Source organism: Caulobacter sp. (assembly GCF_049283275.1).
Classification (GTDB): domain Bacteria; phylum Pseudomonadota; class Alphaproteobacteria; order Caulobacterales; family Caulobacteraceae; genus Caulobacter.
Genome location: NZ_JBAPVS010000247.1, coordinates 1 through 20,773, shown reverse-complemented (window position 1 = coordinate 20,773; position 20,773 = coordinate 1). Strand labels below are relative to the sequence as shown.

Genomic DNA, 20,773 nt, shown 5'->3' with positions numbered 1-20,773 from the left:
GCGGCGCGGCGGCGGTCCCGGATCTGCGCGCTGGGCGCTTGTCCGGGATGACAGCTTGAAAACTGGCGGCGCGCCTAACCCCTCGGCTCGATCGCCGCCCGGGTGTCTTCCAGCGCCAGACCCACCAGCCGCTCCATCGCCTGCCGCGCTTGGTCCGGCCGGCCGGCGGCGATGGCGTCGAACACCTTCCAGTGCTCGGGCATGGGGTCGCGCGGCAGCTCGCGCTTGCGCTGCTTGAAGATCGTGGTCCAGCGCACCGCCGCGCCGATGCTGCTGGACAAGGTGAACAGCGGCGCGTTGTCGGTGGCTTCCAGCACGGTGTCGTGGAAGTCGCGGTCGGCGGCCTGGCCCGCTTCGGTGGCCAGGGTCTGGCTCTCCATCTGGATCAGCGCCTTGCGCATGCGCTCCAGCTGGCCGTCGTCACGGCGCTCGGCGGCCAGGGCCGCGGCGGCCGGCTCGACGATCATCCGCAGTTCGTACAGGCCCTTGAGGAACTCCTCGCTGGGTTCGGATTCGAAGAACCAGGCCAGGACCTCGGGGTCCAGCAGGCTCCAGCGGCTGCGCTCGGTGACCCGGGTGCCGGTCTTCGGCCGGCTCTCGACCAGGCCTTTGGCGGCCAGGATGCGGATGGCTTCGCGATAGGCGCTGCGCGAGACGTGCAGCTGCTCACTGGAATCGATCTCGTTGTTGAGGATGTCGCCCGGCTGATACTGGCCCGAGACGATGGCCACGCCCAGATTGCGGGCGATCAAGCCATGGATTCGGCTGGTGACCGCCAGGCTGTCCCGCGCGAAATCACCGTCCCCAGCCTTGCCCTTCTTCTTCGGCACGCGCGCTTTGCTCCCTGTCCAGTCGATGGACGAAGCCCCCGTCCGCCCGCCGATCTCGACGCCGCGCGACACTAGCGAGACAGTTTGCGCGCCGACAAGGGATTTCACAGCCACGTCCACCGCGTTCGGCCCTCATCCGGGCCATGGCCGCGAGCCCATTGATCCGCGTTTGACACCGTCCGACAGATCGCTATTTGTCTGACTAAATGGCCAATTCTCGGCCAAATCCGTTGGGAGGTAGCGACAGCCATGGTGCTGCGGTTCGTGCAACTGAAGGAACAGGGCGGGACGCGACTCCTCGCGGCGGTCAATGATGCGGGCCTGGCCCGCAAGGTCGAGGTGGCCGACACCCTGCTGGCCCTGGCCCAGGCCGCCCTTGCGGCCGGCGCCACCCTGGCCGAGGCCGCTCAGGCCAAACCGCTCGGCGCCGAGATCGACATCCCCGCCGCCCTCGCCGAGGGTCGGGTGCTGGCGCCGATCGACCATCCCGATCCCGCTCACCTGATCCTGACCGGCACCGGCCTGACCCACCTGGGCTCGGCCGAGGGTCGCGACAAGATGCACAAGGCCGCTCAGGCCGGGGAACAGCTGACCGACTCCATGCGGATGTTCCTGATGGGCGTGGAGGGCGGCAAGCCCGCCGCCGGCGCGGTCGGAGCCCAGCCGGAGTGGTTCTACAAGGGTGACGGCACGCACGTGGTCGGCCACGGCGCGCCCCTGACCTCGCCCGCCTTCGCCCAGGACGGCGGCGAAGAGCCCGAGATCGCCGGCGTCTATCTGATCGGTCCGGACGGGACGCCCTACCGCCTGGGCTTCTGCCTGGCCAATGAGTTCTCGGACCACGTCATCGAGCGCGGCAACTATCTGTGGCTGGCCCATTCCAAGCTGCGCCAGGCGGCCTTGGGCCCCGAGCTGCTGACCGGCGACCTGCCGGCCGACGTGCGCGGCGCCAGCAAGATCCTGCGCGGCGGCCAGGTGGTCTGGGAAAAGCCGTTCCTGTCGGGCGAGGCGAACATGTCCCACACCATCGCCAACCTCGAACACCACCACTTCAAGTACGACCTGTTCCGCAAGCCGGGCGACGTGCACGTGCACTTCTTCGGCACGGCCACCCTGTCGTTCTCGGAGGGCTTCCAGACGAAGGTCGGCGACGTGTTCCAGATCGGCGCCGCGCCGTTCCTCTATCCCGTCAGCAATCCCCTGGCGCAGGCGCCGGAGAAGCCCGTGACGGTGCGCAGCCTGTGAGCAAGATCCGCCTGGCCCTGGTCGGCCTGGGCAAGATCGCCCGCGACCAGCACCTGCCCGCCATCGCCGCCGACGACCGCTTCGAGCTGGTCGCCGTCGTCAGCCGCAACGCCGACCTCGACGGCGTCGCGCACTTCACGACCCTGGCCCAGCTCTTGGCCAGCGACGTGGCGGTCGATGCGGTGGCGCTGTGCACCCCGCCCCAGCCGCGCCACGCCCTGGCCCATCTGGCCCTGGCGGCCGGCAAGCATGTGATGCTTGAAAAGCCGCCCGGCGCGACGCTGAGCGAGGTCGAGGACCTGCGCCTGACGGCCGCCGAGCGCGGCCTGACCCTGCAGACCACCTGGCACTCGCGCTACGCCCAGGGCGTGGCGCCGGCCCGCGAATGGCTGGCCGACAAGACCGTCAAGTCGGTGCGCATCGACTGGCGCGAGGACGTCCGCGTCTGGCATCCGGGCCAGACCTGGATCTGGGAGGCCGGCGGCCTGGGCGTCTTCGACCCGGGCGTCAACGCCCTGTCGATCGCCACCGCCATCCTGCCCCAGCCGTTCTTCCTGACCGGCGCCGTGCTGCACGTGCCCGAGAACTGCCAGTCGCCGATCCAGGCGCAGCTGGACTTCGTGGACGCGGCCGGCGCGCCGATCCGCGCCGAATTCGACTTCCTGCAGACCGGTCCGCAAAGCTGGGACATCACGGTCGAGACCGGCGACGACGATACCGGTAACAACGTGTTGAAGCTGTCGCACGGCGGCGCCAAGCTGTGGATCGACGACGTCCTGCTCCGCGAGGGGCCGGACGCCGAATATGCCGGTCTCTACGACGCCTTCGCGCGCCTGGTGGCCGACAACACCAGCGATGTCGACGTCAGTCCTCTGCGTCACGTCGCCGACGCCTTCCTGCTGGGGCGACGGGTCGTCGCTCCGGCGTTCATCGAGTAGAGAAAGATCGCCATGGCCGAAGCCGCGCTGCGGGCCCTGAACCCCGCCACCAACGAACACTTCGGCCCCAGCTTCCCGGAGCCCACTGCGGCCCAGATCGAGGCGGCCTGCGCCGCTGCAGCGGCCGCGTTCGACATCTATCGCGAGACCGATCTGGAAACCCGCGCCGCCTTCCTGGAGGCGATCGCCACCGAGATCGAAGCGCTGGGCGACGAGCTGATCCAGACGGCCGTGGCCGAGACCGGCCTGCCCCAGGCCCGGATCACCGGCGAGCGCGGCCGCACCTGCGGCCAGCTCCGGCTGTTCGCCCAGGTCGTGCGGCGCGGCGACTGGATCGGCGCGCGGATCGATCCGGCCATGCCCGAGCGCACGCCCCTGCCCCGCGCCGATCTGCGCCAGCGTTTCATCCCGCTGGGCCCGGTGGCGGTGTTTGGAGCCAGCAACTTCCCCCTGGCCTTCTCGACGGCCGGCGGCGACACCGCCTCGGCCCTGGCGGCCGGCTGTCCGGTGATCGTCAAGGGCCACTCGGCCCATCCCAACACCGGCGCCCTGGTCGGCGGCGCCATCCAGAAGGCGATCAAGACCGCGGGCCTGCCCGCCGGGGTCTTCGCCATGCTGATCGGCCAGCAGCGCACCCTGGGCGCCGGCCTGGTCGCCGATCCGCGCATCAAGGCCGTGGGCTTCACCGGTTCGCGGTCCGGCGGCATGGCCTTCATGCGGATCGCCGCCGGACGACCCGAGCCCATCCCGGTCTTCGCCGAGATGAGCAGCGTCAATCCGGTGCTGCTGCTGCCCGCCGCCCTGGCCGCTCGGGCCGAAGCGCTGGGTACGGCCTTCGTCGGCTCTCTGACCATGGGCGCGGGTCAGTTCTGCACCAACCCCGGCCTGATCTTCGCCCTGAAAGGACCAGACCTCGAGCGCTTCGAGGCCGCCGCGGTCGCCGCTTTGACCTCGGCTCAGCCGCACGTGATGCTGACCCCCGGCATCTTCGGCGCCTACGAGCAGGGCGTGGATCGCCTGGCCGCTCGCGAAGGCGTCGAGCTGCTGGCGCGCGGCTGCGTCGGCGACGGCGTCAACCAGGCGGTCGGGGCGCTGTTCGCGGTCGACGCCGACACCTTCCTTCGCGACCCCGAGCTGAGCCACGAGGTGTTCGGTTCGTCTTCGCTGATCGTGCGCTTCTCGGACCACGTCCAGCTCGCCACCGTGCTGGAGGGACTGGAGGGGCAGCTGACCGCCACCTTGCAGATGGACCCGGCCGACGCCGAGACCGCGCGCGCCCTGATGCCCATCCTGGAACGCAAGGCCGGCCGCATCCTGGCCAACGGCTGGCCGACCGGCGTCGAGGTCTCGCACGCCATGGTCCACGGCGGCCCGTTCCCGGCCACCTCCGACCCGCGCGGCACCTCGGTGGGCACACGCGCCATCGAACGCTTCCTGCGTCCGGTCTGCTACCAGGACATCCCCGACACCCTGCTGCCGCCGGCCCTGAAGGCCGACAACCCGCTGGGCGTGCGGCGGGCCGTGGACGGGGTGCTGTAGGCGCCGCATCGTCGTCATCCTTCGCCCGGCGCGGAGGATGACGACCTTCGGCGGCGACCGGGCGGCGCCGTTTCCTTCCCGCTCAAGCTCGATTGCGCCGGCTCGATTTGTCGGACTATATGTTTGCCCAAAGCGGCCATCAGAGCCGCCCCGATCGTTGGACGAGGAACCCCCATGCAGACTTCAGGCCGCAAACTGATCGGCGCCCTTCTGGCCGCCTCCGCCATCGTCCTTCCGGCGGGAGCCTTCGCGGCCGACTACGCCCGGGCCTCGTTCGGCAAGACGCCCGAAGGCGTCGAGGTCGAGGCCATAACCCTGACAAACGGCAAGGGCGTCAGCGCCACGGTGATCACCTACGGCGCCACCCTGCAGTCGCTGATCGCGCCCGGCCGCGACGGGACCAAGGCCGACATCGCCCTGGGCTTTAACGACGCGGCCGCCTACGCCAAGAACGCCAGCTACTTCGGCGCCTCGGTGGGCCGGTTCGCCAACCGCATCGGCAAGGGCAAGTTCACGCTGGACGGCAAGACCTACCAGCTGGCCCTGAACAACAACGGCGTCGCCGCCCTGCACGGCGGGGTCAAGGGCTTCGACAAGCGGGTCTGGAAGGTCAGCGACATCAAGCGCGGCCCGGTCGCCTCGGTCACCTTCACCCATGTCAGCCCCGACGGCGAGGAGGGCTATCCCGGCACGCTCACCGCCACGGCGACCTACGCCCTGGACGAGAAGAACGACCTGACGATCACCTACGGCGCCGTCACCGACAAGCCGACCATCGTCAACCTGACCAACCACGCCCTGTTCAACGTCGCCGGCGAAGGTTCGGCCGACGGCGCGATGGGCAATGTCCTGACCCTGGCCTCGGACGGCTACACGCCGGTCGACGCCGAGCTGATCCCGACCGGCCAGATCACCCCGGTGGCCGGCACGCCGTTCGACTTCCGCACGCCGCACGTGGTGGGCGAGCGCATCCGCGACGCCCGCGATCCGCAGATCGTCGTCGGCCGCGGCTACGACCACAACATGGTGCTGACCGGCAAGTCGGGCGGCGCCCCGCGCCTGGCCGCGCGACTGGCCGACCCCAAGAGCGGGCGGGTCCTGGAGATCCTCAGCGATCAGCCGGGCATCCAACTCTACACCGGCAACTTCATCGACGGCACGCTGGTGGGCAAGAGCGGCAAGATCTATCGCCAGGGCGACGGCATCGCCCTGGAGCCGCAGCACTTCCCCGACGCGCCCAACAAGCCGGCCTTCGCGCCGGTGCGGCTGGATCCAGGCCAGACCTACAGCAACACCATGGTGTTCAGGCTGACCACGGACGGGAAGTGACCCCGAAAGGGGAGCCGGCAAGGCTCCCCGCATGGGACGCGGTCGTCACTGCACCCGCCGAACCTGGAACCCGCGCGCCGCCATCAGGGCCGGCAGGCCGTCCTCGCCCGCCATGTGCAGGGCGCCGACCGCCACCAGCTCGACGCCGGGCTTGGCCATCTCGGCGACCAGGGCCTGGACCCAGGCTTCGTTGCGGCGCTTGAGCAGGACGTCATAGAGCGCCGGGCGGTCGCGCTTCATCACGTCGACCACCAGCGGACCCAGCTTGGTCATGTCGCCGCGCAGCCAGGCCGCCTGCAGGGCCACGCCGTTGCGCGGCGGCGACAGGGTCTGCGACGCCACGTCGTCCAGGTACTGCACCTCGACCGCCTCGGGCAGGCCGGCGAACAGCTGGATCTGCTGCTCAAGGGTCTCGAAGGTTGCGATGGGCTTGTCGGCGGCGCGGGCCTGGCGGGTGACCGCGGCGTCGGCTCCGGCCTGCACCGCCCCGCCTTGCTGGGTCATCGGCAGCACCGACAGCATCATCGCCGCCGCCCAGGGCCGCAGGCGGTCCACGCGGTCGAGCGATCCGCCGTCCCGCTCCAGCGCCGCCTTCAGCGTGGCCACCGTGCGGGGCGGCAGTTTCTCGCTCAGGGGGCGTTCGGGATCGACGCCGTAGCGGTCGACCAGAGCCTGGATCTCGACCGGATCGGCGTCGGCGCGGGTCTCGAACCAGATCTTGTCGGCCTGGGCGTAGGCGCGGTCGAAGGCGCGGGTGCGCCACTTCACATTCGGCGCCAGCACGTGCATGGCCCCGAACAGATAGATGCGGGTGTCGTGGTCGCGCACTTCCCACATGGCCGGAGCGGCGCGCGCGGCCGAGGCGCCGGCCAGGGCGCACGCCAGCGCACAGACGGCGACCAGCCTTTTCCGGAAGCGAAAAACCGACACCACGTCCCCCGACGCCTGGATTCAACAGGAGCCCAGGTTACGGAGCCGGCGGTTAACCGGGGAAGCGTCGCGCGTTGCGACCTAACGCCACGCCTTGAAGTGCTTGGACAGCTTCAGGCCCTGGCGCTGATAGTGCGACCCGCCCTCGCCGTAGAGGCGCTCGGGCTTGGCGGTCAGGGGCTCGTAGACCAGCCGGGCGACGATCTGGCCGTCCTCCAGCAGGAACGGCGTCTCGTGGCTGCGCACCTCGAGCACGCCCTTGGAGCCGACCGCGCCGGCTTCCTCGGTGCCGAAACCGGGATCGAAGAAGCCGGCATAGTGGACCCGGAACTCGCCGACCGACGGATCGATCGGGGTCATTTCGGCCGCTTCCAGCACCGGGATCTCGATATTGTCCTTCGAGGCCAGGATGTAGAACTCGCCCGGATCCAGCAGCAGCTCGCCGTGGCGAGTCTCCAGCGGCTCCCAGAAGTCGCGCGGGTCGTGGCCGTCCTCGTGGTCCAGGTCGATGACCCCGGCGTGGCGACGGCCGCGGAAGCCGACGATGCCCGTGGTCAGGTCGACCCCGACGCTCTTGATCGCCAGCTTGGCCGGCTCGCCGCGCTTGAGACGCAGCTGGTTCAGCCGCGTGCCGGCCCGCACCAGCACCGAGAAGGTCTGCGGTGCGATCTCGATATAGAGCGGCCCCTCATAGCCGGCCTCGACGTCGTCGAAGGCCTTGGAGTGGTCGGTCAGCAAACGGACAAACACGTCGACCCGGCCTGTCGAGCTTTTGGGATTGCCGCGCGCCGCCACATTTCCGGGCAGGGACAGGCGTTCCTGGATCTCGGCGATGTAGACGCAGCCCTTCTCCAGCACCGCGCCCTTGGTCAGGTCCAGCTCGTGCATCGCCACGTCCTTCAGACGCTCGGGCACGCGGCGGGCGACGCCCGGCAGGAACGAGGCGCGCACCCGCCAGCACCGCGCGCCCAGGCGCAGGTCGAGGCTGGCCGGCTGCACCTGGTCGGTGTCGAACGGGGTCTGGGCCGTGATCGCTTCTTGCGCGATCAGGTCCTCGATGGATTGGCAGGGCAGAATCCCCGCGGCATGAGCGTCGGTCATCGAGGCGACACTCGCTAAAGCATCGCGCCGAAGCAAGCGGGGACCGCGTTTCTCGCGCGATCTAGACGGGCTTTCTTGGCGACCCGCGCGCCGGACGGGATCCGCGAGGGACTATTCAGGCGGGAGGTCGACCCCTTCCGCGCGGTTCGGCGGGGCTTGGCTGCACGAAACCTTTGTCACCTAGGACAATTGTTGGCTTGACCCACCCCACCCCTGTACCTTTCATGCGCGCCTTTTCGGGATGTCAGTGAGGTAGCCGTGGCCGAGAATCCAAAAGACTGGGACGTCGCGACCAAGCTGATCCGCGGCGGCCTGGCGCGCTCGCAGTACATGGAGACGGCCGAGGCCCTCTACCTGACCCAGGGCTTCACCTACGACAGCGCCGAGGGCGCCGATCGCCGGTTCTCCGGCGAGGACCCGGGCTTCGTCTATTCGCGCTTCAACAATCCGACCGTGAAGATGTTCGAAGACCGCCTGGCGCTTCTCGAGGGCGCCGAAGTGTGCCGCGCCCAGGCGACCGGGATGGCCTCGGTCCACGCCGCCCTGATGGGGCTGGTCCGGGCCGGCGACCACGTGGTGGCGGGCCGCGCCCTGTTCGGCTCGTGCCGCTGGCTGATCGCCGAATGGCTGCCGCGCTTCGGCGTGGAAACGACCTTCGTCGACGCCACCGATCCCAAGGCCTGGGAGGCGGCGATCCGCCCCAACACCAAGGCGGTGCTGATCGAGACGCCGTCCAACCCCGTGCTGGAGATCACCGACATCCGCGCGGTGTCGGAAATAGCCCATGCGGTCGGGGCCAAGGTCATCGTCGACAACGTCTTCGCCACCCCGATCTTCCAGCAACCGCTGAAGCTGGGCGCCGACATCGTGGTCTATTCGGCCACCAAGCACATCGACGGCCAGGGCCGGGTGATGGGCGGGGCGATCCTGACCACCGAGGCGATCAGCGAGGAATTCTACCGCGACGCCCTGCGCCACACCGGCCCGGCGCTGTCGCCGTTCAATGCCTGGGTCCTGGTCAAGGGTCTGGAGACGCTGGACCTGCGCGTGCGCCGCCAGAACGACACCTGCGCGGCCCTGGCCGACGTGGTGGCCGAGCACAAGGCGGTCAAGCAGGTGCTCTATCCCTTCCGCGCCGACCATCCGGGCCACAACGTCGCCAAGTCGCAGATGAGCGGCGGCGGCACCGTGCTGGCCCTGGACCTGGGCTCGCGCGAGGCGGCGTTCAAATTCCTCAATGCGCTGGAGATCATCGACATCTCCAACAATCTGGGCGACGCCAAGTCGATGGCCACCCACCCGCCGACCACCACCCACCGCTCGGTGCCCGAAGAGATGCGCCCGTCGCTGGGCGTGGTCGAAGGCGGCGTGCGCCTGTCGGTCGGCCTGGAAAGCCTTGCAGACCTGACCCGAGACGTGACCCGTGCGCTCGATCAGGCGTGAGTCCTCCCCGCCCCTGAAGCGGATCCGTCGCCGACGGGGCGCCGATGCGGGCATCTATGAAGCGCGCACGCGTGACATCGTCGTCCGCGTCTCGCCTGTCTATCAGCCCGAGGACTCCGCGCCCGAGCAAGGGCTGTGGATGTGGGGCTACACGGTCGAGATCGAGAACCACGGCGTCGAGACGGTGCAACTGATCGCCCGCGCCTGGACCATCACCGACGGCCTGAACCGGACCAGCGAAGTCGAGGGCTCGGGCGTGGTCGGCGAGCAGCCGGAACTGCGGCCGCGCGAGGCGTTCCGCTACGTCTCCAACTGCCCGCTGCCGACCCCCTCGGGGACCATGACCGGCCATTTCCAGATGATGACCGAGGCCGGCGAGGTGTTCGAGGCGCAGATCCCGGAATTCTCGCTGCACCTGCCGGGCGCCGCGCGGCGCTACAACTAGCCGAAAACACGTTTTGGTTGCATGACCGCTACCCTTGGGCGACAGTCGTCCGGCGGGGAGGCGACCATGACGATCTACACGATACGGGTTCTGAACCAGAGCGGCTTCAACAAGAACTATACCGTCTTCATGGCGCCGCCACGCGTGAACGAGAACGGCGCGCCGGTGACGGTCCTCACCAACGCCTGGGCGACGTTTCCTTCCATCGTCACGGGAGGCTTCGACAGCCTGATGGTCGACGACAGCCTCTACGCCTTCTGGAGCCAAGCGGTCCACGACATCGGACCCGGCGTCGTGGTGACCGCCGGCGGCGTACAACAGGTCTCCATCGACGCCCGGGACGAGGTGGCTTTCGCGGCCGGGTCCCCGACCGGCTTTCAGGGGGTGACCGCCGGCAAGGCCCAGACCGGGTGCTACGCGATCATCACCTCCCCCGACTTCACCGCCGCCGACGGCTTCATGTTCGGCATGGCCAAGTTGGGACCCGAGCCCGTCCCGACGCCCGTGGCGACCTTCGCGGCCGAGCCGAACGATGTCTTCAACATCGCGCCCGTCCAGAAATTCTACGTGGCCGACCTGGGGGCGAAGCCTGGAGAAGTCGTCGATTTGACCGGCCTGACGGCGATAGCGACGATCGACTTCACGGGCGCTCCCCAAACCACCGCGACGGCGGTTCAGAACGCCAACGGCACGTTCACCGTGACCTACAGCTGAGCGCCGTCGGCGTGGCCCGAGGCCACGGACGACACTCCCTGACTGGTTGCATTTTGGACATAAGTGCGCAAGGGTCGCGTCGACAAGGTTGGGGGGAACGGCCGATGACGACCTACACAATCAACGTGGTCAACCAGAGCGGCGCCAGCAAGAGCTACGTCGTCTTCCAAGCGCCCCCACCCGCGTTTGGCGGCCAGACCCCGGTCTACACCAACGCCTGGGCCGCTCTCGAGCACATCACCGACAGCGGTTTCGACAGCGTGACCTACACCGTCGAAGGCTCCGACCACGAGGTCCCGCGCTTCCTGGTCACGGAGGGGGACTACACGCCCGGCCAGGTGATTGATCCGCCGGAGGGCGGGAACGTGGCCACGGTTGATTTCACGGGGCTGCCGCAGACCGCGGCCGCCGTCACCGAGCATCCCGACGGCGAGTTCTCGGTGGACTACGTCTCCTAGACTTCGAGTCCACCGGGCCGCCCCCCCTCCCGCGCCCGCGTTTCAGGTGTCGGCAAGGCGGAATTCCCAACGGTGGTGGGATTGCGTCAAGACGAGGTTTTCGGCGTGGATTGGGCTCTCCACCCCGCCACCGGTCAATAATGTCTGGAGCGGCCGGCTCACCGGCTGCTCCTTCATTTGCCGAGTTCGTCAGTGCCTCCTGGTGCAGTCCACAATTCCAAAGGCGAGGGGCGCGGCGGTGTGGATAGTGAGTGTTCCGCCATTCGCGCCGGCCCAGCCGCTATCGATATTCAAGATCGGCGAGGCGATGCGAACGGTACTGGGGTTGAGCGAGGCAACTATCCTTCCCGAATAGCCTCGGCCTGAACTACTGCCATCGGGATAGGTGAATACAATCACGCAGCCCTTATTTTGAATGTCCGACCCATGATGAATTGCTGAAGTCAGTCGAATATCATATTCGGTTGCCATATATATTTTCCTTTGTTTGGAAGAAAACCTGCCAGGCGTCACGCGGCGGGTGAACTAAAAACTCGTTCGAATAACCTTAACGGTAGTTAAATCGCTACACAACCATGGCGATTATTCTTAGGTTATGTACGATGAGCCCCCTCGCGGGACAGCGGCCGTCATTCGGGAACCTGCCCGGTTTCGGATGGGGGCGCCCGAATGTCATCGCGAGGAGAACGGTTGAGCACCGCCATTCGGCAGCGCGGTATCTCCAAGATGATGGGCCTGGCCCTAGATCTGGAGGTCGATGAAAGCGCCATAAGCCGCTGGCGCAACGACGGCTCGATGTCGCTGAGCCACGCGGCTAAGATCTCCGAGGTTCTGGATATTTCGCTGGACTGGCTGGTGCTGGGCCGCGGCGAGATGGAGCTGCACAAGGCGCCGGCGCTGCGCGTCGAGGAATCCGACCTTATTCGGGTGATTCGTCGCTTCCAGCGAAATCTCGTCATCAACCTGACCCGGCTGCTCGACGAAATTTCTTATGAAGTCCAGTGACTTCCCTGAAGCGCCTGACGGGCGATTGCGCTGAGCTCAAGTTTTCCTTCAGGTTGTTGAGCCTGGCGCAACATGCTTAGGTTGCATAAAGGGCCTCGCTGGATTGTAGTTGTCCTAGCGAAAGGGCGCTCAGCGTTCGCGGAAAATCAAATATTCACAAGAAAAAGATCCTAGATTGTGATCTTTGCTTCTCCGCCATTGTTCATGGATTGATTTCGCTCGGCCATGAATCTGAACAACCGCAAAAAGCGGTTATAGAGAGTCTCAAAATGGCTACCTACAACATTCAAGTGCTCAACAACAGCGGCTTCGCCAAGAGCTACGTCGTGTTCATGGAACCGCCCGTGGTGACGTCGAGCGGCGGGCAGCCCGTCATCTTCCCGAACGCCTGGGCGACCTTCACCAGCATCCTGCCCAACGGCTACGACAGCGTCACCTACACCGACACCACCTACGCCTGTTGGAGCACCACGCCCGACACCCTGGCGCCGGGTGTCGTGCTGACGTCGGGCGGCAGCGCCTTGGTCGACACCGCCCAGAACAGCTCGGCGCCCTTCATCGCCGGACCGCCGACCGGCTTCGGGGCGGTCACTTCCGGCGTGGCGATGTCGGGCTCGTTCTCGATCGTCGCCAATGGGGATTTCACCGCTGACAACGGCTATGTGTTCGGCATGGCCAAGCCGGGTCAGACGCCCATCCCGACGCCGGTGGCCACCTTCCTGGCCCAACCCAACGACACCTTCAACATCACCCCGGTGGTGCAATTCTACGTGTCGGACGGCAGCTACACGCCGGGCCAGGTGATCGACATCACGGCGATCTCCACCAACATCCAGGCGATCAACTTCACCGGCCTGCCGCAGACGACCGCCACCGTCGTCCAAGCCGCGAACGGTGAGTTCTCGGTGGTCTACTCCTAGCCCCCGAGCCCGTAGGGGCGGCGAGACCCGGCGACGCCGGGTCGTGCGCCACGCCGCCGGCGCCGCCGCCCCAAACTCTTATCCTCATGGTCCGCCCGCCCGCGATACGCGGCTCGCGCGCCAACTCCGAACAGGAGACTTCCATGACCCTCGGCTATTCCAGCTTCGTCACGCCGACCACCAATGTGGTCCCCGCCTTCAGTGGGGGCGGCTATTTCGGGGCCTTCGGCAACACCGCGACATTCACCTGCGCCCCGAGCGAAAACTGCGCCGCGGGCGCCTATCGTCAGTACGTGAAGGGTGCATTCTCGGCCAACGGTTCGCCGGTGACGCACGTTCTTTGCGGCTCGATCGTCCTGTCGACCATCACCTATCTCGAGGACGGCTGTCCGCCCGCCGGAGCCAACTGCGCCGGCTGCACCGCCTATGGCTATCGCGCCTGCACGATGACCAACGACGGCTACACCAACCCGGACCAGGCCACGGGCGCCGATTTCTGGATGACGGACGCACCGGGCTTCACCCACGTGACGTCCGGGACCGCCTACGTGATCAATCTTTCCTTTCAGGGCTCGCTGATCAACACCACGACCAATGGCGTCCTGGTGAGCAAGAACTGGACAGTGAACGGCGCCGCGACAGCGCCCGCGCCGGCCCCTGCCCCCACCCCCGTCTCGAACGCCGCCTTGTCGGCGCGCCCGGCGGCGGTGGGATTGCGACAAGACAAGATCTTCAGCGTGGATTTGACGCGCAACCTGATCAGCGGCCTGCCCGAGGTTCACGTGGTGATCCGCCGCGCTGCGTCCGACGCCCCGCTCAGCCCCGAGGCGGTGGAAATCGCGCTGACGGACGCCCTAGGGCGGGCCGTTCCGACGCTGGGTCAGCCCATCGTGCATGAGGTCTCCAGCCGGGCGGGATTGACGGCGACCGTGGTCCACACGTTGCCCGACCTTGGAGATCCGCCGGAACTGGCCAGCCTGACGGTCCCGACCGACGGCCGCCTGAGGGGCGAGGCGCAAGTCACCGTTCTCCCGGTGAGACTCCGCTGACCCTGGGTCCACGCCGTCGCCTCGCGGCGGCGTGGATTGGGCTCTCTACCCCGCCGCCGTCGGTTCCAGCGTGTAGACCCGCGAGCAGTACTCGCAGGTCACGTGGATCTTGCCGTCGGGCTCGACCATGTCGGCGACCTCTTCGGCCGTGAACGAGCCCAGCATCGCGCCGACACGGTCTTCCGAGCAGCGGCAGAAGGCGCGCAGCGGCTTTTCCTCGAGCAGGCGCACGCCGTCCTCGTTGAACAGCCGCCACAGCAGCAGCGTGGTCGGCACGGTCGGGTCGATCAGCTCGTCCTCGCCGGTGGTCTCGAACAGCGCCTGGACGTGGGTCCAGGCGTCCTGCGTTTCGCCGCGCGTCTCGTCGCCGGCGATGGCCTGGATCAGGATGCCGCCGGCCCGCCATTTCGGGCCCTCGCCGGTGTCGGCCTGGCCGACCGCCAGGCGCACGCGGGTCGGGGTCTGTTCGGACTGGGCGAAGTACTGCTCGGCGCACAGGGCCAGGGTCTCGCCCTCGATCGGGGTGATGCCCTGGTAGCGGTCCATGTCCGGCCCCTGGTCGATGGTCATCACGAAGGCGCCGCCGCCCAGCAGGGTGCGGGCCCCCGGGCGCGCGAAGCCCGCCGAGACGGCCGCGACCTCGTCCGGATCGAACCGGCAATAGCCGCGCAAGGCCCCGGTGGTGTCGTAGTCGACCACGACGTAGCGCACCGGGCCGTCGCCCTGGGCCTGGACGATCAGCCGGCCCTCGAACTTCAGGCTGGAGCCGACCAGGGCCGCCAGGGCGCAGGCCTCGCCCAGCAGGTTGGCGACGGGTTCGGGATAGTCGTGGCGGGTCAGCACCTCGTCGACCGCCGCGCCCAGGCGCACGGCCCGGCCGCGCACGGGCAGGCCTTCGATCTGAAAGGCGGAAACGAGGTCGTCGGGAGCGTCCCCGAGGGCGGTTTGGGCGGCGATGTCGGTCATGGGGAGGCTAGATAGTCGCTTGAGAGGAAAATGCGAGGGGGTGCGACGATCACTTGGCCCCTACGGGTCGCTTCGCGACCGTCTTCCCCCAGAGGGGGAAGAGGAGTCTATGCGCGTCCTCCGCCCCCCATGGGGGCGGACAGACGGCGAAGCCGTCAGGTGGGGCAAGGGGGTGAGCCACTTACTCCCTAGTCCACGAACGGCTTCTCGATCTCGTAGACGGCGTCTTCCAGCTTGTCGCGGAACAGCTGCTGGGCGTCCTGGACGCCCTGATTGTAGTAGTACGGCCCCATCTGTTCGGAGATGAAGTCCAGCAGGAACCCGGCCTGCAGCGGGCTGGCCTCGCAGTCGAGTTCTCGGTCCAGATAGCGCGTCAGCTTGTCGAGCAAGGCGTCGCGCTTCTGCTTGTTGAACTCGATCCTGGACATCAGCCGCCCCTTTTAGCCGATCGCCCCGAAGCACCAGGCCAGCACCGACTTCTGGGCGTGAATGCGGTTCTCCGCCTCGTCCCAGGCCAGCGAGCGCGGGCCGTCCAGCACGCTGTCGGTGACTTCCTCGCCGCGGTGGGCGGGCAGGCAGTGCAGGAAGACGCCGTCCGGCTTGGACAGGTCCATCAGGGCGTCGTCGACCTGATAGGGCTCCAGGGCCGCCAGGCGCTCATCATGGTCGGTGTCACCCATCGACACCCAGGTGTCGGCCACCACCACGTCGGCGCCGCGCACGGCCTCCCTGGCGTCGTCGGTCAGGGTGATCTGGCCCTGCAGATCCTGGGCGCGGGCCAGGTCCACCAGGTCAGGGTGATAGACCGCCGGGCAGGCGATCTTCAGCTTGAAGCCCAGCAACGGCGCGGCGTGGATGAAGCTGGAGCACACATTGTTGCCGTCGCCGACCCAGGCGATCGTCTTGCCGCCGATGTCGCCACGATGCTCCTCGATGGTCAGCAGGTCGGCCATGATCTGGCAGGGGTGGCTCTTGTCGGTCAGGCCATTGATCACCGGCACGGTCGAGACCTGGGCGAAGCGCTCGACGTCAGCGTGGCTGTTGGCGCGGATCATCACCGCATCGACCATCCGCGACAGCACCTTGGCGGTGTCCTCGATGGTCTCGCCGCGGCCCAGCTGCATGTCGGCCGAGGTCGAGATGATCCCGCTGCCACCCAGCTGGCGGATCGCCGCGTCGAACGAGAAGCGGGTGCGGGTGGAGTTCTTCTGGAAGATCATCGCCAGCACGCGGTCCTTGGCCGGCGCGTCGGCGTCGATCTTGCCCTGACCCCAGCCCTTGCGGGCCGTCTTGCGGGCCTTGGCGTCCTCGAGCAGGACGCGCAGCGTGGGGCCGTCCAGCTTCCACAGGTCGATGAAGTGTCTGGGCTGAGTCATGGCAAATCCCCCTGCCCGCCCGCTCCGGTCTGCGCCGGAACGAGCGGTTTTATAGGTCAGGCGCGAACGCCTTAAGCGGCCGCCTTGGCCCGGGCGGCCTCGCAGGCCTTCTCAAGCTTGGCGATGGCCTCCGACGCTTCCTCGACCGTCAGGTTCAGCGGCGGCAGCAGGCGCACGCAGTTGTCGCCGCCGCCGGCGATCAGCAGCTTCTCGTCGCGGGCCAGGACCATGAACTCGCGATTGTTCGGGATCAGCTTGATGCCGATCAGCAGGCCCTTGCCGCGGATGTCGACGATGACGTCCGGGAAGCGGTCCTTCAGACCGTTCAGCTGCTGGGTGAAGAAGCCCGCCACCTGCTTGACGTTGTCGAGGATCTCGTCGGTGTTGATCGTGTCGAACGCCGCCTTGCCCACGGCCATGGCCAGCGGGTTGCCGCCATAGGTCGAGCCGTGGGTGCCCGGCTGCATGCCGCGCGCCGCTTCGGTGGTGGCCAGACACGCGCCGACCGGGAAGCCGCCGCCCAGGGCCTTGGCCACGCACATGATGTCGGGCGCGGCGTCGCTGGCCCATTCGTGGGCGAACAGCTTGCCGGTCCGGCCCATGCCGCTCTGCACCTCGTCCAGGATCAGCAGGACGCCGGCGTCGCGGGTGATCTGGCGCAGCTCATTGAGCTGGGCCTCGGTCAGGGCGCGCGCCCCGCCCTCGCCCTGCACCGGTTCGATGATCACGCCGGCCGTGGTCGGGCCGATGGAGGCTTTCAGGGTGTCCCAATCGCCGAACGGCAGCTGGACATAGCCCGGCAAGCGTGGACCGAAACCGTCCAGATAGCCGGCGTTGCCCGAGGCGTTGACGGCGGCGTACGAGCGGCCGTGGAACGAGCCGTCGAAGCCGATGATGTCGACCCGCTCGGGCTGGCCGTTGACCACGTGATAGCGGCGCGCGGCCTTCAGGGCGCACTCGATCGCCTCGGTGCCCGAATTGGTGAAGAACACCACGTCGGCGAAGGTGGCCGCGCACAGCTTGTCGGCCAGCTCTTCCTGCTCGGGGATCGTGTAGATGTTGGACACGTGCCAGAGCTTCTCGCCCTGGGTCTTCAGCGCCTCGACCAGAACCGGGTGGGCGTGGCCCAGGCCGCAGGTGGCGATGCCCGCCACGCAGTCCAGATATTCCTCGCCGGTGGTCGAGAACAGGCGCGCGCCTCGGCCGCGCTCGAACGCCAGCGGGGCGCGGTTGTAGACGCCCATGATGTGGTGTTGCGCGGGGTTAGACGACGTCGACGTGCTCAAGACGGCCTCCCAAAAAGGAAAGAAGCCCCCGTGCTCGAAAGCACGGGGACCGGAAGGCCAAGGGTTGTCGGCGTGTAACCGGGCGCTGTCAACAAACCGGCCGTGAATTTTGGGTGTCAGGTACGGTTAAGCCACAGTGTTGGCGGTCACATCCGCCCCTTGATGGCTCGACCTACGTCTTCAGTCGGTACCCCGTCCGGAACAGGACCCAGCACCACAGGAACAGCGCGATAGACAAGGCCGCCGTCACCACCACGCCGACCGCCACCGAGCCGTCGGCGTGGCCGATGAAGCCGTAGCGGAAGCCGTCGATCAGATAGAAGAACGGGTTGAAGTGGCTGGCCGAACGGAACGGCTCGGGCAGGCGGTCGACCAGGTAGAAGGTGCCCGACAGGAAGGTCATGGGCATGATCAGGAAGTTGGTCACGGCCGCCAGCTGGTCGAACTTCTCGGCCCACAGGCCCGCCAGCACGCCGGCCAGGCCCAGGATGACCGAGGCGCCGACCGCGAAATAGACGATCGCCCACAGATGCGAGATCGAAAGGCCCGCGCCCGGCAGCACGCCGATCACCAGGGCGGTGACCGCCCCGACCACGATGCCCCGCGTCGCCGCGCCCAGGCCGAACGCCGAGACCTGCTCCAGCGGCGTCAGGGGCGGCGTCAGGAAGTCCGGCGTCAGGCCCATCATCTTGGCCTGGATCAGCGACGAGGACGAATTGGCGAAGGCGTTGTTGAGGATGGCCATCATGATCAGGCCCGGGGCCACGAAATGGCCGAAGGTGATCCCGCCCACGGCCGGCCGGTCGCCGCCCACCGCCACCACAAACACCAGCATGTAGAGCAGGGTCGTCACCACCGGAGCGGCCACCGTCTGGGTGCCCACCTTCCAGAAGCGGCGGATCTCGCGCTGATACAGGGTGAAGAACCCGCTCCAGTTCCAGCCATGATAGTCGCGCGGCTGCGGGGGGATGACGGCGTGCGGCACGTCTTTCATGGGCTCTGGATCCTGAAACGCCCGAACCTTCCGGCTTCAAAGGCCGTTTGAAGCGCTCGAAAAGGTTCTAAATCAAACACTTGAAGCGTGGCTGACGCCGAACCGACGGCTGTCGCCGGCTGCTCCCGCCCCAGGATTTGCGCCCGGCGCCGACGGTGCGCAAGCGGGGTCCGCCAGAATCAATATATAGTTCCTGTGGACGAAGCTCTTACAGCCTATTGTGCGTTTTAACGCATTCTTTACACTATGTAGTAGGTCAGCCGCCGGCGGGGCGGTCTGCACACCACATGTAGAGACCGAGACGAGTCGGGGAAACCCGTTTCGGACTCTTTTTTAGGCGGAGATGGGTCATGAGCTGGACTGACGAACGAGTCACCACCTTGAAGAAGCTTTGGCTGGACGGCCTTTCGGCCAGCCAGATCGCCAAACAGCTCGGCGGCGTCACGCGCAACGCGGTGATCGGCAAGGTTCACCGGCTGGGCCTCTCGGGCCGCGCGGCGCCCTCGCAACCGACCCGCCCGGCCTTCAAGGCCCCGCGTCCGGCCCGTCCGGCCGCCACCGCCATGCCCTCGGCCCCACGCCGGGTGATCGCCGCCGAACCGGCGCCGCTGCCCGCCATGGCCCAGCAACCCTCCGTTCCGGCGTTCCGCGCCGAGGAGCCGGGTTCGGCCACCGTGCTGACCCTGGGCGCCCACATGTGCAAGTGGCCGATCGGCGATCCGTCGGCCGACGGCTTCACCTTCTGCGGCCGCCGCTCGTCGGAAGGCCCCTATTGCGGCGAGCACGCCCGCATCGCCTACCAGCCGCAACAGACCAAGAAGAAGGCCGGCGCCACCGAACTGGCCCGCTCGCTGCGCCGCTACATCTAGTCTCCACGCCCGTGGGGCCGTCCATGTCCTTGAAAGCTCGGGCTTTCGGGGCGTGGGTACCGGGTCGGCGGTAGAGATCCTCGCGCCCCCGTCCTCGGGACTAAAGGCGCTTCGAGGGTCTCGGCCTCACGGCGGAGACTGGAAGAAAATCCCGGACGGCTGAGGGGCCGCTCCGGGATTTTTGCGTTCTGGGTTTCGCGGTCTGGACCGACGACCGATATCGCCTGCATCGGTCCTGCATGATCGCCAGCTAGGTTGGGCGGACCACGAGCGAGGCAGAGGAAGTCCATGCCAAACCCTTGTCACCTCTCCTGCGCGACGGTCCTCCTCCTGAGCGTGGCCGCCGCGCTGTCCGGCTGCGAAAAAGCTTCGATGTCGGACGCTGATCGCGCCTTCGATACAGCCTTCTCGGCGGCGATGAATCGAGGACTCCCCATCGACCTTGTAGCGCTGGAAACTGGACCTTGGTCGCTGGTCTGCGCGGTCGGGGAGGAGCGGCCGGCCGGCATGATGCCCGGCGAGAAAGCCCGCTTGGGCGAAGGCGCCTTCGACGAATTTATCGACGGCGCATTTCTGGCTCCCGGCGACCCAGGAGGCGGCGCCCTGGCTTTTCGCTATCCCGACGGCGTGGAAGTGCGTCCACTATCGCATCTAACCATCAACATGGGCTCGCCGATCAACCGCTGCGTCGCCCGCCGGGAGGCGGTGTTGGTCAATCGACCCGACACAGGCTGGCGGTTTCGCGACTATCCGGTTGGCGACTAGCGCTCCAACTTCGCACGACATTCGGCGATAAGCTTCTGATATCACAAGCCTAAATATTTATTCCCCGCACCCTTCCAGCCTCACCGCATAATGATCTCACCTCGCCGCACCGGAAAGGGCGCATGGCCAGCGACCGATGCGGCGGCGGGGGGCGATCGAGCGGGAAGCTCTGTCGGCGGTGTTGTCCGCGTGCGTAGGGACAAGATCAAACCTCACGTCTCTGGAGCCGGTCGGGCCTGGAACACAAAAACGACGTGGCGTGAGGGCTGACTTGGCGGCAGGCGGGCGGTGACGCGCTCGCGGTCCGGGACCTGGGTTCGTTGACCTGGCCCGCCCGTCGGAGGCTTCAAGGCGGCGAGGCCCTAACAGGGCTCAGCGTCGCGGGCTTCCGGATAACGATGGCGCGGAGCGATCGGGCTTCGTCGAAACGGTATTCTTATTCAAACTCCGGACGTCGTCCGGCGCTCCGCGATCCTTTCCACACCTTCAGCGGTGATCCGCGTGAGGCGGCGAAGTCGTGCCGGTGAAAGACCCCCTCAGTCGCTCCGCGACAGCTCCCCCAGAGGGGGAG

General features: G+C 67.5%; 22 protein-coding genes. 13 read left to right on the top strand and 9 right to left on the bottom strand.

The genetic code is table 11. The features are described from left to right. Positions 1–74: 74 nt before the first annotated feature. Entirely contained in the window at positions 75–779 is a 705-nt protein-coding gene (locus WAL33_RS14160; RefSeq protein ID WP_422182174.1) for a FadR/GntR family transcriptional regulator, read from the bottom strand. Between the two features lie 300 nt (positions 780–1,079). On the opposite strand from WAL33_RS14160, the gene araD1 reads away from it, so the two are divergent. From araD1 to WAL33_RS14140, 4 genes are all read left to right on the top strand, one after another. Then, on the top strand, positions 1,080–2,075 hold the full coding sequence (gene araD1, locus WAL33_RS14155) for an AraD1 family protein (protein ID WP_422182161.1): 996 nt from the start codon (positions 1,080–1,082) through the stop codon (positions 2,073–2,075). Continuing rightward, positions 2,072–3,013, top strand: coding sequence for a Gfo/Idh/MocA family protein (locus WAL33_RS14150; protein WP_422182160.1), 942 nt, complete (start codon positions 2,072–2,074; stop codon positions 3,011–3,013). The genes araD1 and WAL33_RS14150 overlap by 4 nt, the downstream gene beginning before the upstream one ends. A gap of 12 nt (positions 3,014–3,025) precedes the next feature. Continuing rightward, positions 3,026–4,552 carry an aldehyde dehydrogenase (NADP(+)) gene (locus WAL33_RS14145; RefSeq protein ID WP_422182159.1) on the top strand — a complete coding sequence of 509 codons (1,527 nt, stop codon included), beginning with the start codon at positions 3,026–3,028 and terminating at the stop codon, positions 4,550–4,552. Positions 4,553–4,726: 174 nt separating this feature from the next. Beyond that, a complete protein-coding gene (locus WAL33_RS14140) occupies positions 4,727–5,881 on the top strand; it encodes an aldose epimerase family protein (RefSeq protein ID WP_422182158.1) in 1,155 nt (384 codons plus the stop codon). Between the two features lie 45 nt (positions 5,882–5,926). On the opposite strand, the gene WAL33_RS14135 is transcribed toward WAL33_RS14140, so the two are convergent. Then, complete coding sequence (locus WAL33_RS14135; RefSeq protein WP_422182157.1) at positions 5,927–6,811, bottom strand: TraB/GumN family protein; 885 nt, start codon at positions 6,809–6,811, stop codon at positions 5,927–5,929. Positions 6,812–6,892: 81 nt separating this feature from the next. Next, complete coding sequence (locus WAL33_RS14130; protein WP_422182156.1) at positions 6,893–7,912, bottom strand: 2'-deoxycytidine 5'-triphosphate deaminase; 1,020 nt, start codon at positions 7,910–7,912, stop codon at positions 6,893–6,895. 258 nt (positions 7,913–8,170) lie between these two features. On the opposite strand from WAL33_RS14130, the gene metZ reads away from it, so the two are divergent. From metZ to WAL33_RS14110, 4 genes are all read left to right on the top strand, one after another. Further along, positions 8,171–9,355 (top strand): O-succinylhomoserine sulfhydrylase, encoded by a 1,185-nt coding sequence (metZ, locus tag WAL33_RS14125; RefSeq protein WP_422182155.1) that lies wholly within the window; start codon positions 8,171–8,173, stop codon positions 9,353–9,355. Further along, positions 9,336–9,800 carry a Co2+/Mg2+ efflux protein ApaG gene (gene apaG / locus WAL33_RS14120; RefSeq protein ID WP_422182154.1) on the top strand — a complete coding sequence of 155 codons (465 nt, stop codon included), beginning with the start codon at positions 9,336–9,338 and terminating at the stop codon, positions 9,798–9,800. The genes metZ and apaG overlap by 20 nt, the downstream gene beginning before the upstream one ends. A gap of 66 nt (positions 9,801–9,866) precedes the next feature. Further along, complete coding sequence (locus WAL33_RS14115; protein WP_422182153.1) at positions 9,867–10,514, top strand: hypothetical protein; 648 nt, start codon at positions 9,867–9,869, stop codon at positions 10,512–10,514. A gap of 104 nt (positions 10,515–10,618) precedes the next feature. Beyond that, entirely contained in the window at positions 10,619–10,972 is a 354-nt protein-coding gene (locus WAL33_RS14110; protein ID WP_422182152.1) for a hypothetical protein, read from the top strand. A 189-nt stretch (positions 10,973–11,161) separates the two neighbouring features. Here the strand turns inward: WAL33_RS14110 and WAL33_RS14105 are convergent, their stop codons facing one another. Continuing rightward, positions 11,162–11,443, bottom strand: coding sequence for a hypothetical protein (locus WAL33_RS14105; protein ID WP_422182151.1), 282 nt, complete (start codon positions 11,441–11,443; stop codon positions 11,162–11,164). A 219-nt stretch (positions 11,444–11,662) separates the two neighbouring features. On the opposite strand from WAL33_RS14105, the gene WAL33_RS14100 reads away from it, so the two are divergent. The 3 genes from WAL33_RS14100 to WAL33_RS14090 all read left to right on the top strand — a co-directional run bounded on the left by WAL33_RS14100 (position 11,663) and on the right by WAL33_RS14090 (position 13,946). Beyond that, positions 11,663–11,977 (top strand): helix-turn-helix domain-containing protein, encoded by a 315-nt coding sequence (locus tag WAL33_RS14100; protein ID WP_422182150.1) that lies wholly within the window; start codon positions 11,663–11,665, stop codon positions 11,975–11,977. 269 nt (positions 11,978–12,246) lie between these two features. Further along, positions 12,247–12,897, top strand: coding sequence for a hypothetical protein (locus WAL33_RS14095; protein WP_422182149.1), 651 nt, complete (start codon positions 12,247–12,249; stop codon positions 12,895–12,897). A 143-nt stretch (positions 12,898–13,040) separates the two neighbouring features. Next, on the top strand, positions 13,041–13,946 hold the full coding sequence (locus WAL33_RS14090; RefSeq protein ID WP_422182148.1) for a hypothetical protein: 906 nt from the start codon (positions 13,041–13,043) through the stop codon (positions 13,944–13,946). Positions 13,947–13,991: 45 nt separating this feature from the next. Here the strand turns inward: WAL33_RS14090 and WAL33_RS14085 are convergent, their stop codons facing one another. From WAL33_RS14085 to WAL33_RS14065, 5 genes are all read right to left on the bottom strand, one after another. Beyond that, entirely contained in the window at positions 13,992–14,912 is a 921-nt protein-coding gene (locus WAL33_RS14085) for an Hsp33 family molecular chaperone (RefSeq protein WP_422182147.1), read from the bottom strand. 188 nt (positions 14,913–15,100) lie between these two features. After that, positions 15,101–15,340, bottom strand: a complete 240-nt coding sequence (locus WAL33_RS14080) for a DUF2164 domain-containing protein (protein WP_422182146.1) — start codon at positions 15,338–15,340, stop codon at positions 15,101–15,103. Between the two features lie 12 nt (positions 15,341–15,352). Beyond that, positions 15,353–16,288 carry an ornithine carbamoyltransferase gene (argF, locus tag WAL33_RS14075; protein ID WP_422182145.1) on the bottom strand — a complete coding sequence of 312 codons (936 nt, stop codon included), beginning with the start codon at positions 16,286–16,288 and terminating at the stop codon, positions 15,353–15,355. Positions 16,289–16,359: 71 nt separating this feature from the next. Next, complete coding sequence (locus WAL33_RS14070; RefSeq protein WP_422182144.1) at positions 16,360–17,574, bottom strand: aspartate aminotransferase family protein; 1,215 nt, start codon at positions 17,572–17,574, stop codon at positions 16,360–16,362. Positions 17,575–17,746: 172 nt separating this feature from the next. Beyond that, a complete protein-coding gene (locus WAL33_RS14065) occupies positions 17,747–18,568 on the bottom strand; it encodes an ABC transporter permease (RefSeq protein ID WP_422182143.1) in 822 nt (273 codons plus the stop codon). Positions 18,569–18,918: 350 nt separating this feature from the next. Here WAL33_RS14065 and WAL33_RS14060 point away from each other — a divergent pair, with 350 nt between their 5' ends. Next, the gene (locus tag WAL33_RS14060) at positions 18,919–19,437 is read left to right on the top strand and encodes a GcrA family cell cycle regulator (RefSeq protein WP_422182142.1); all 519 of its coding nucleotides are present in this window, start codon (positions 18,919–18,921) and stop codon (positions 19,435–19,437) included. 336 nt (positions 19,438–19,773) lie between these two features. Next, the gene (locus tag WAL33_RS14055) at positions 19,774–20,202 is read left to right on the top strand and encodes a hypothetical protein (RefSeq protein ID WP_422182141.1); all 429 of its coding nucleotides are present in this window, start codon (positions 19,774–19,776) and stop codon (positions 20,200–20,202) included. The last annotated feature ends 571 nt before the right edge of the window (positions 20,203–20,773 follow it).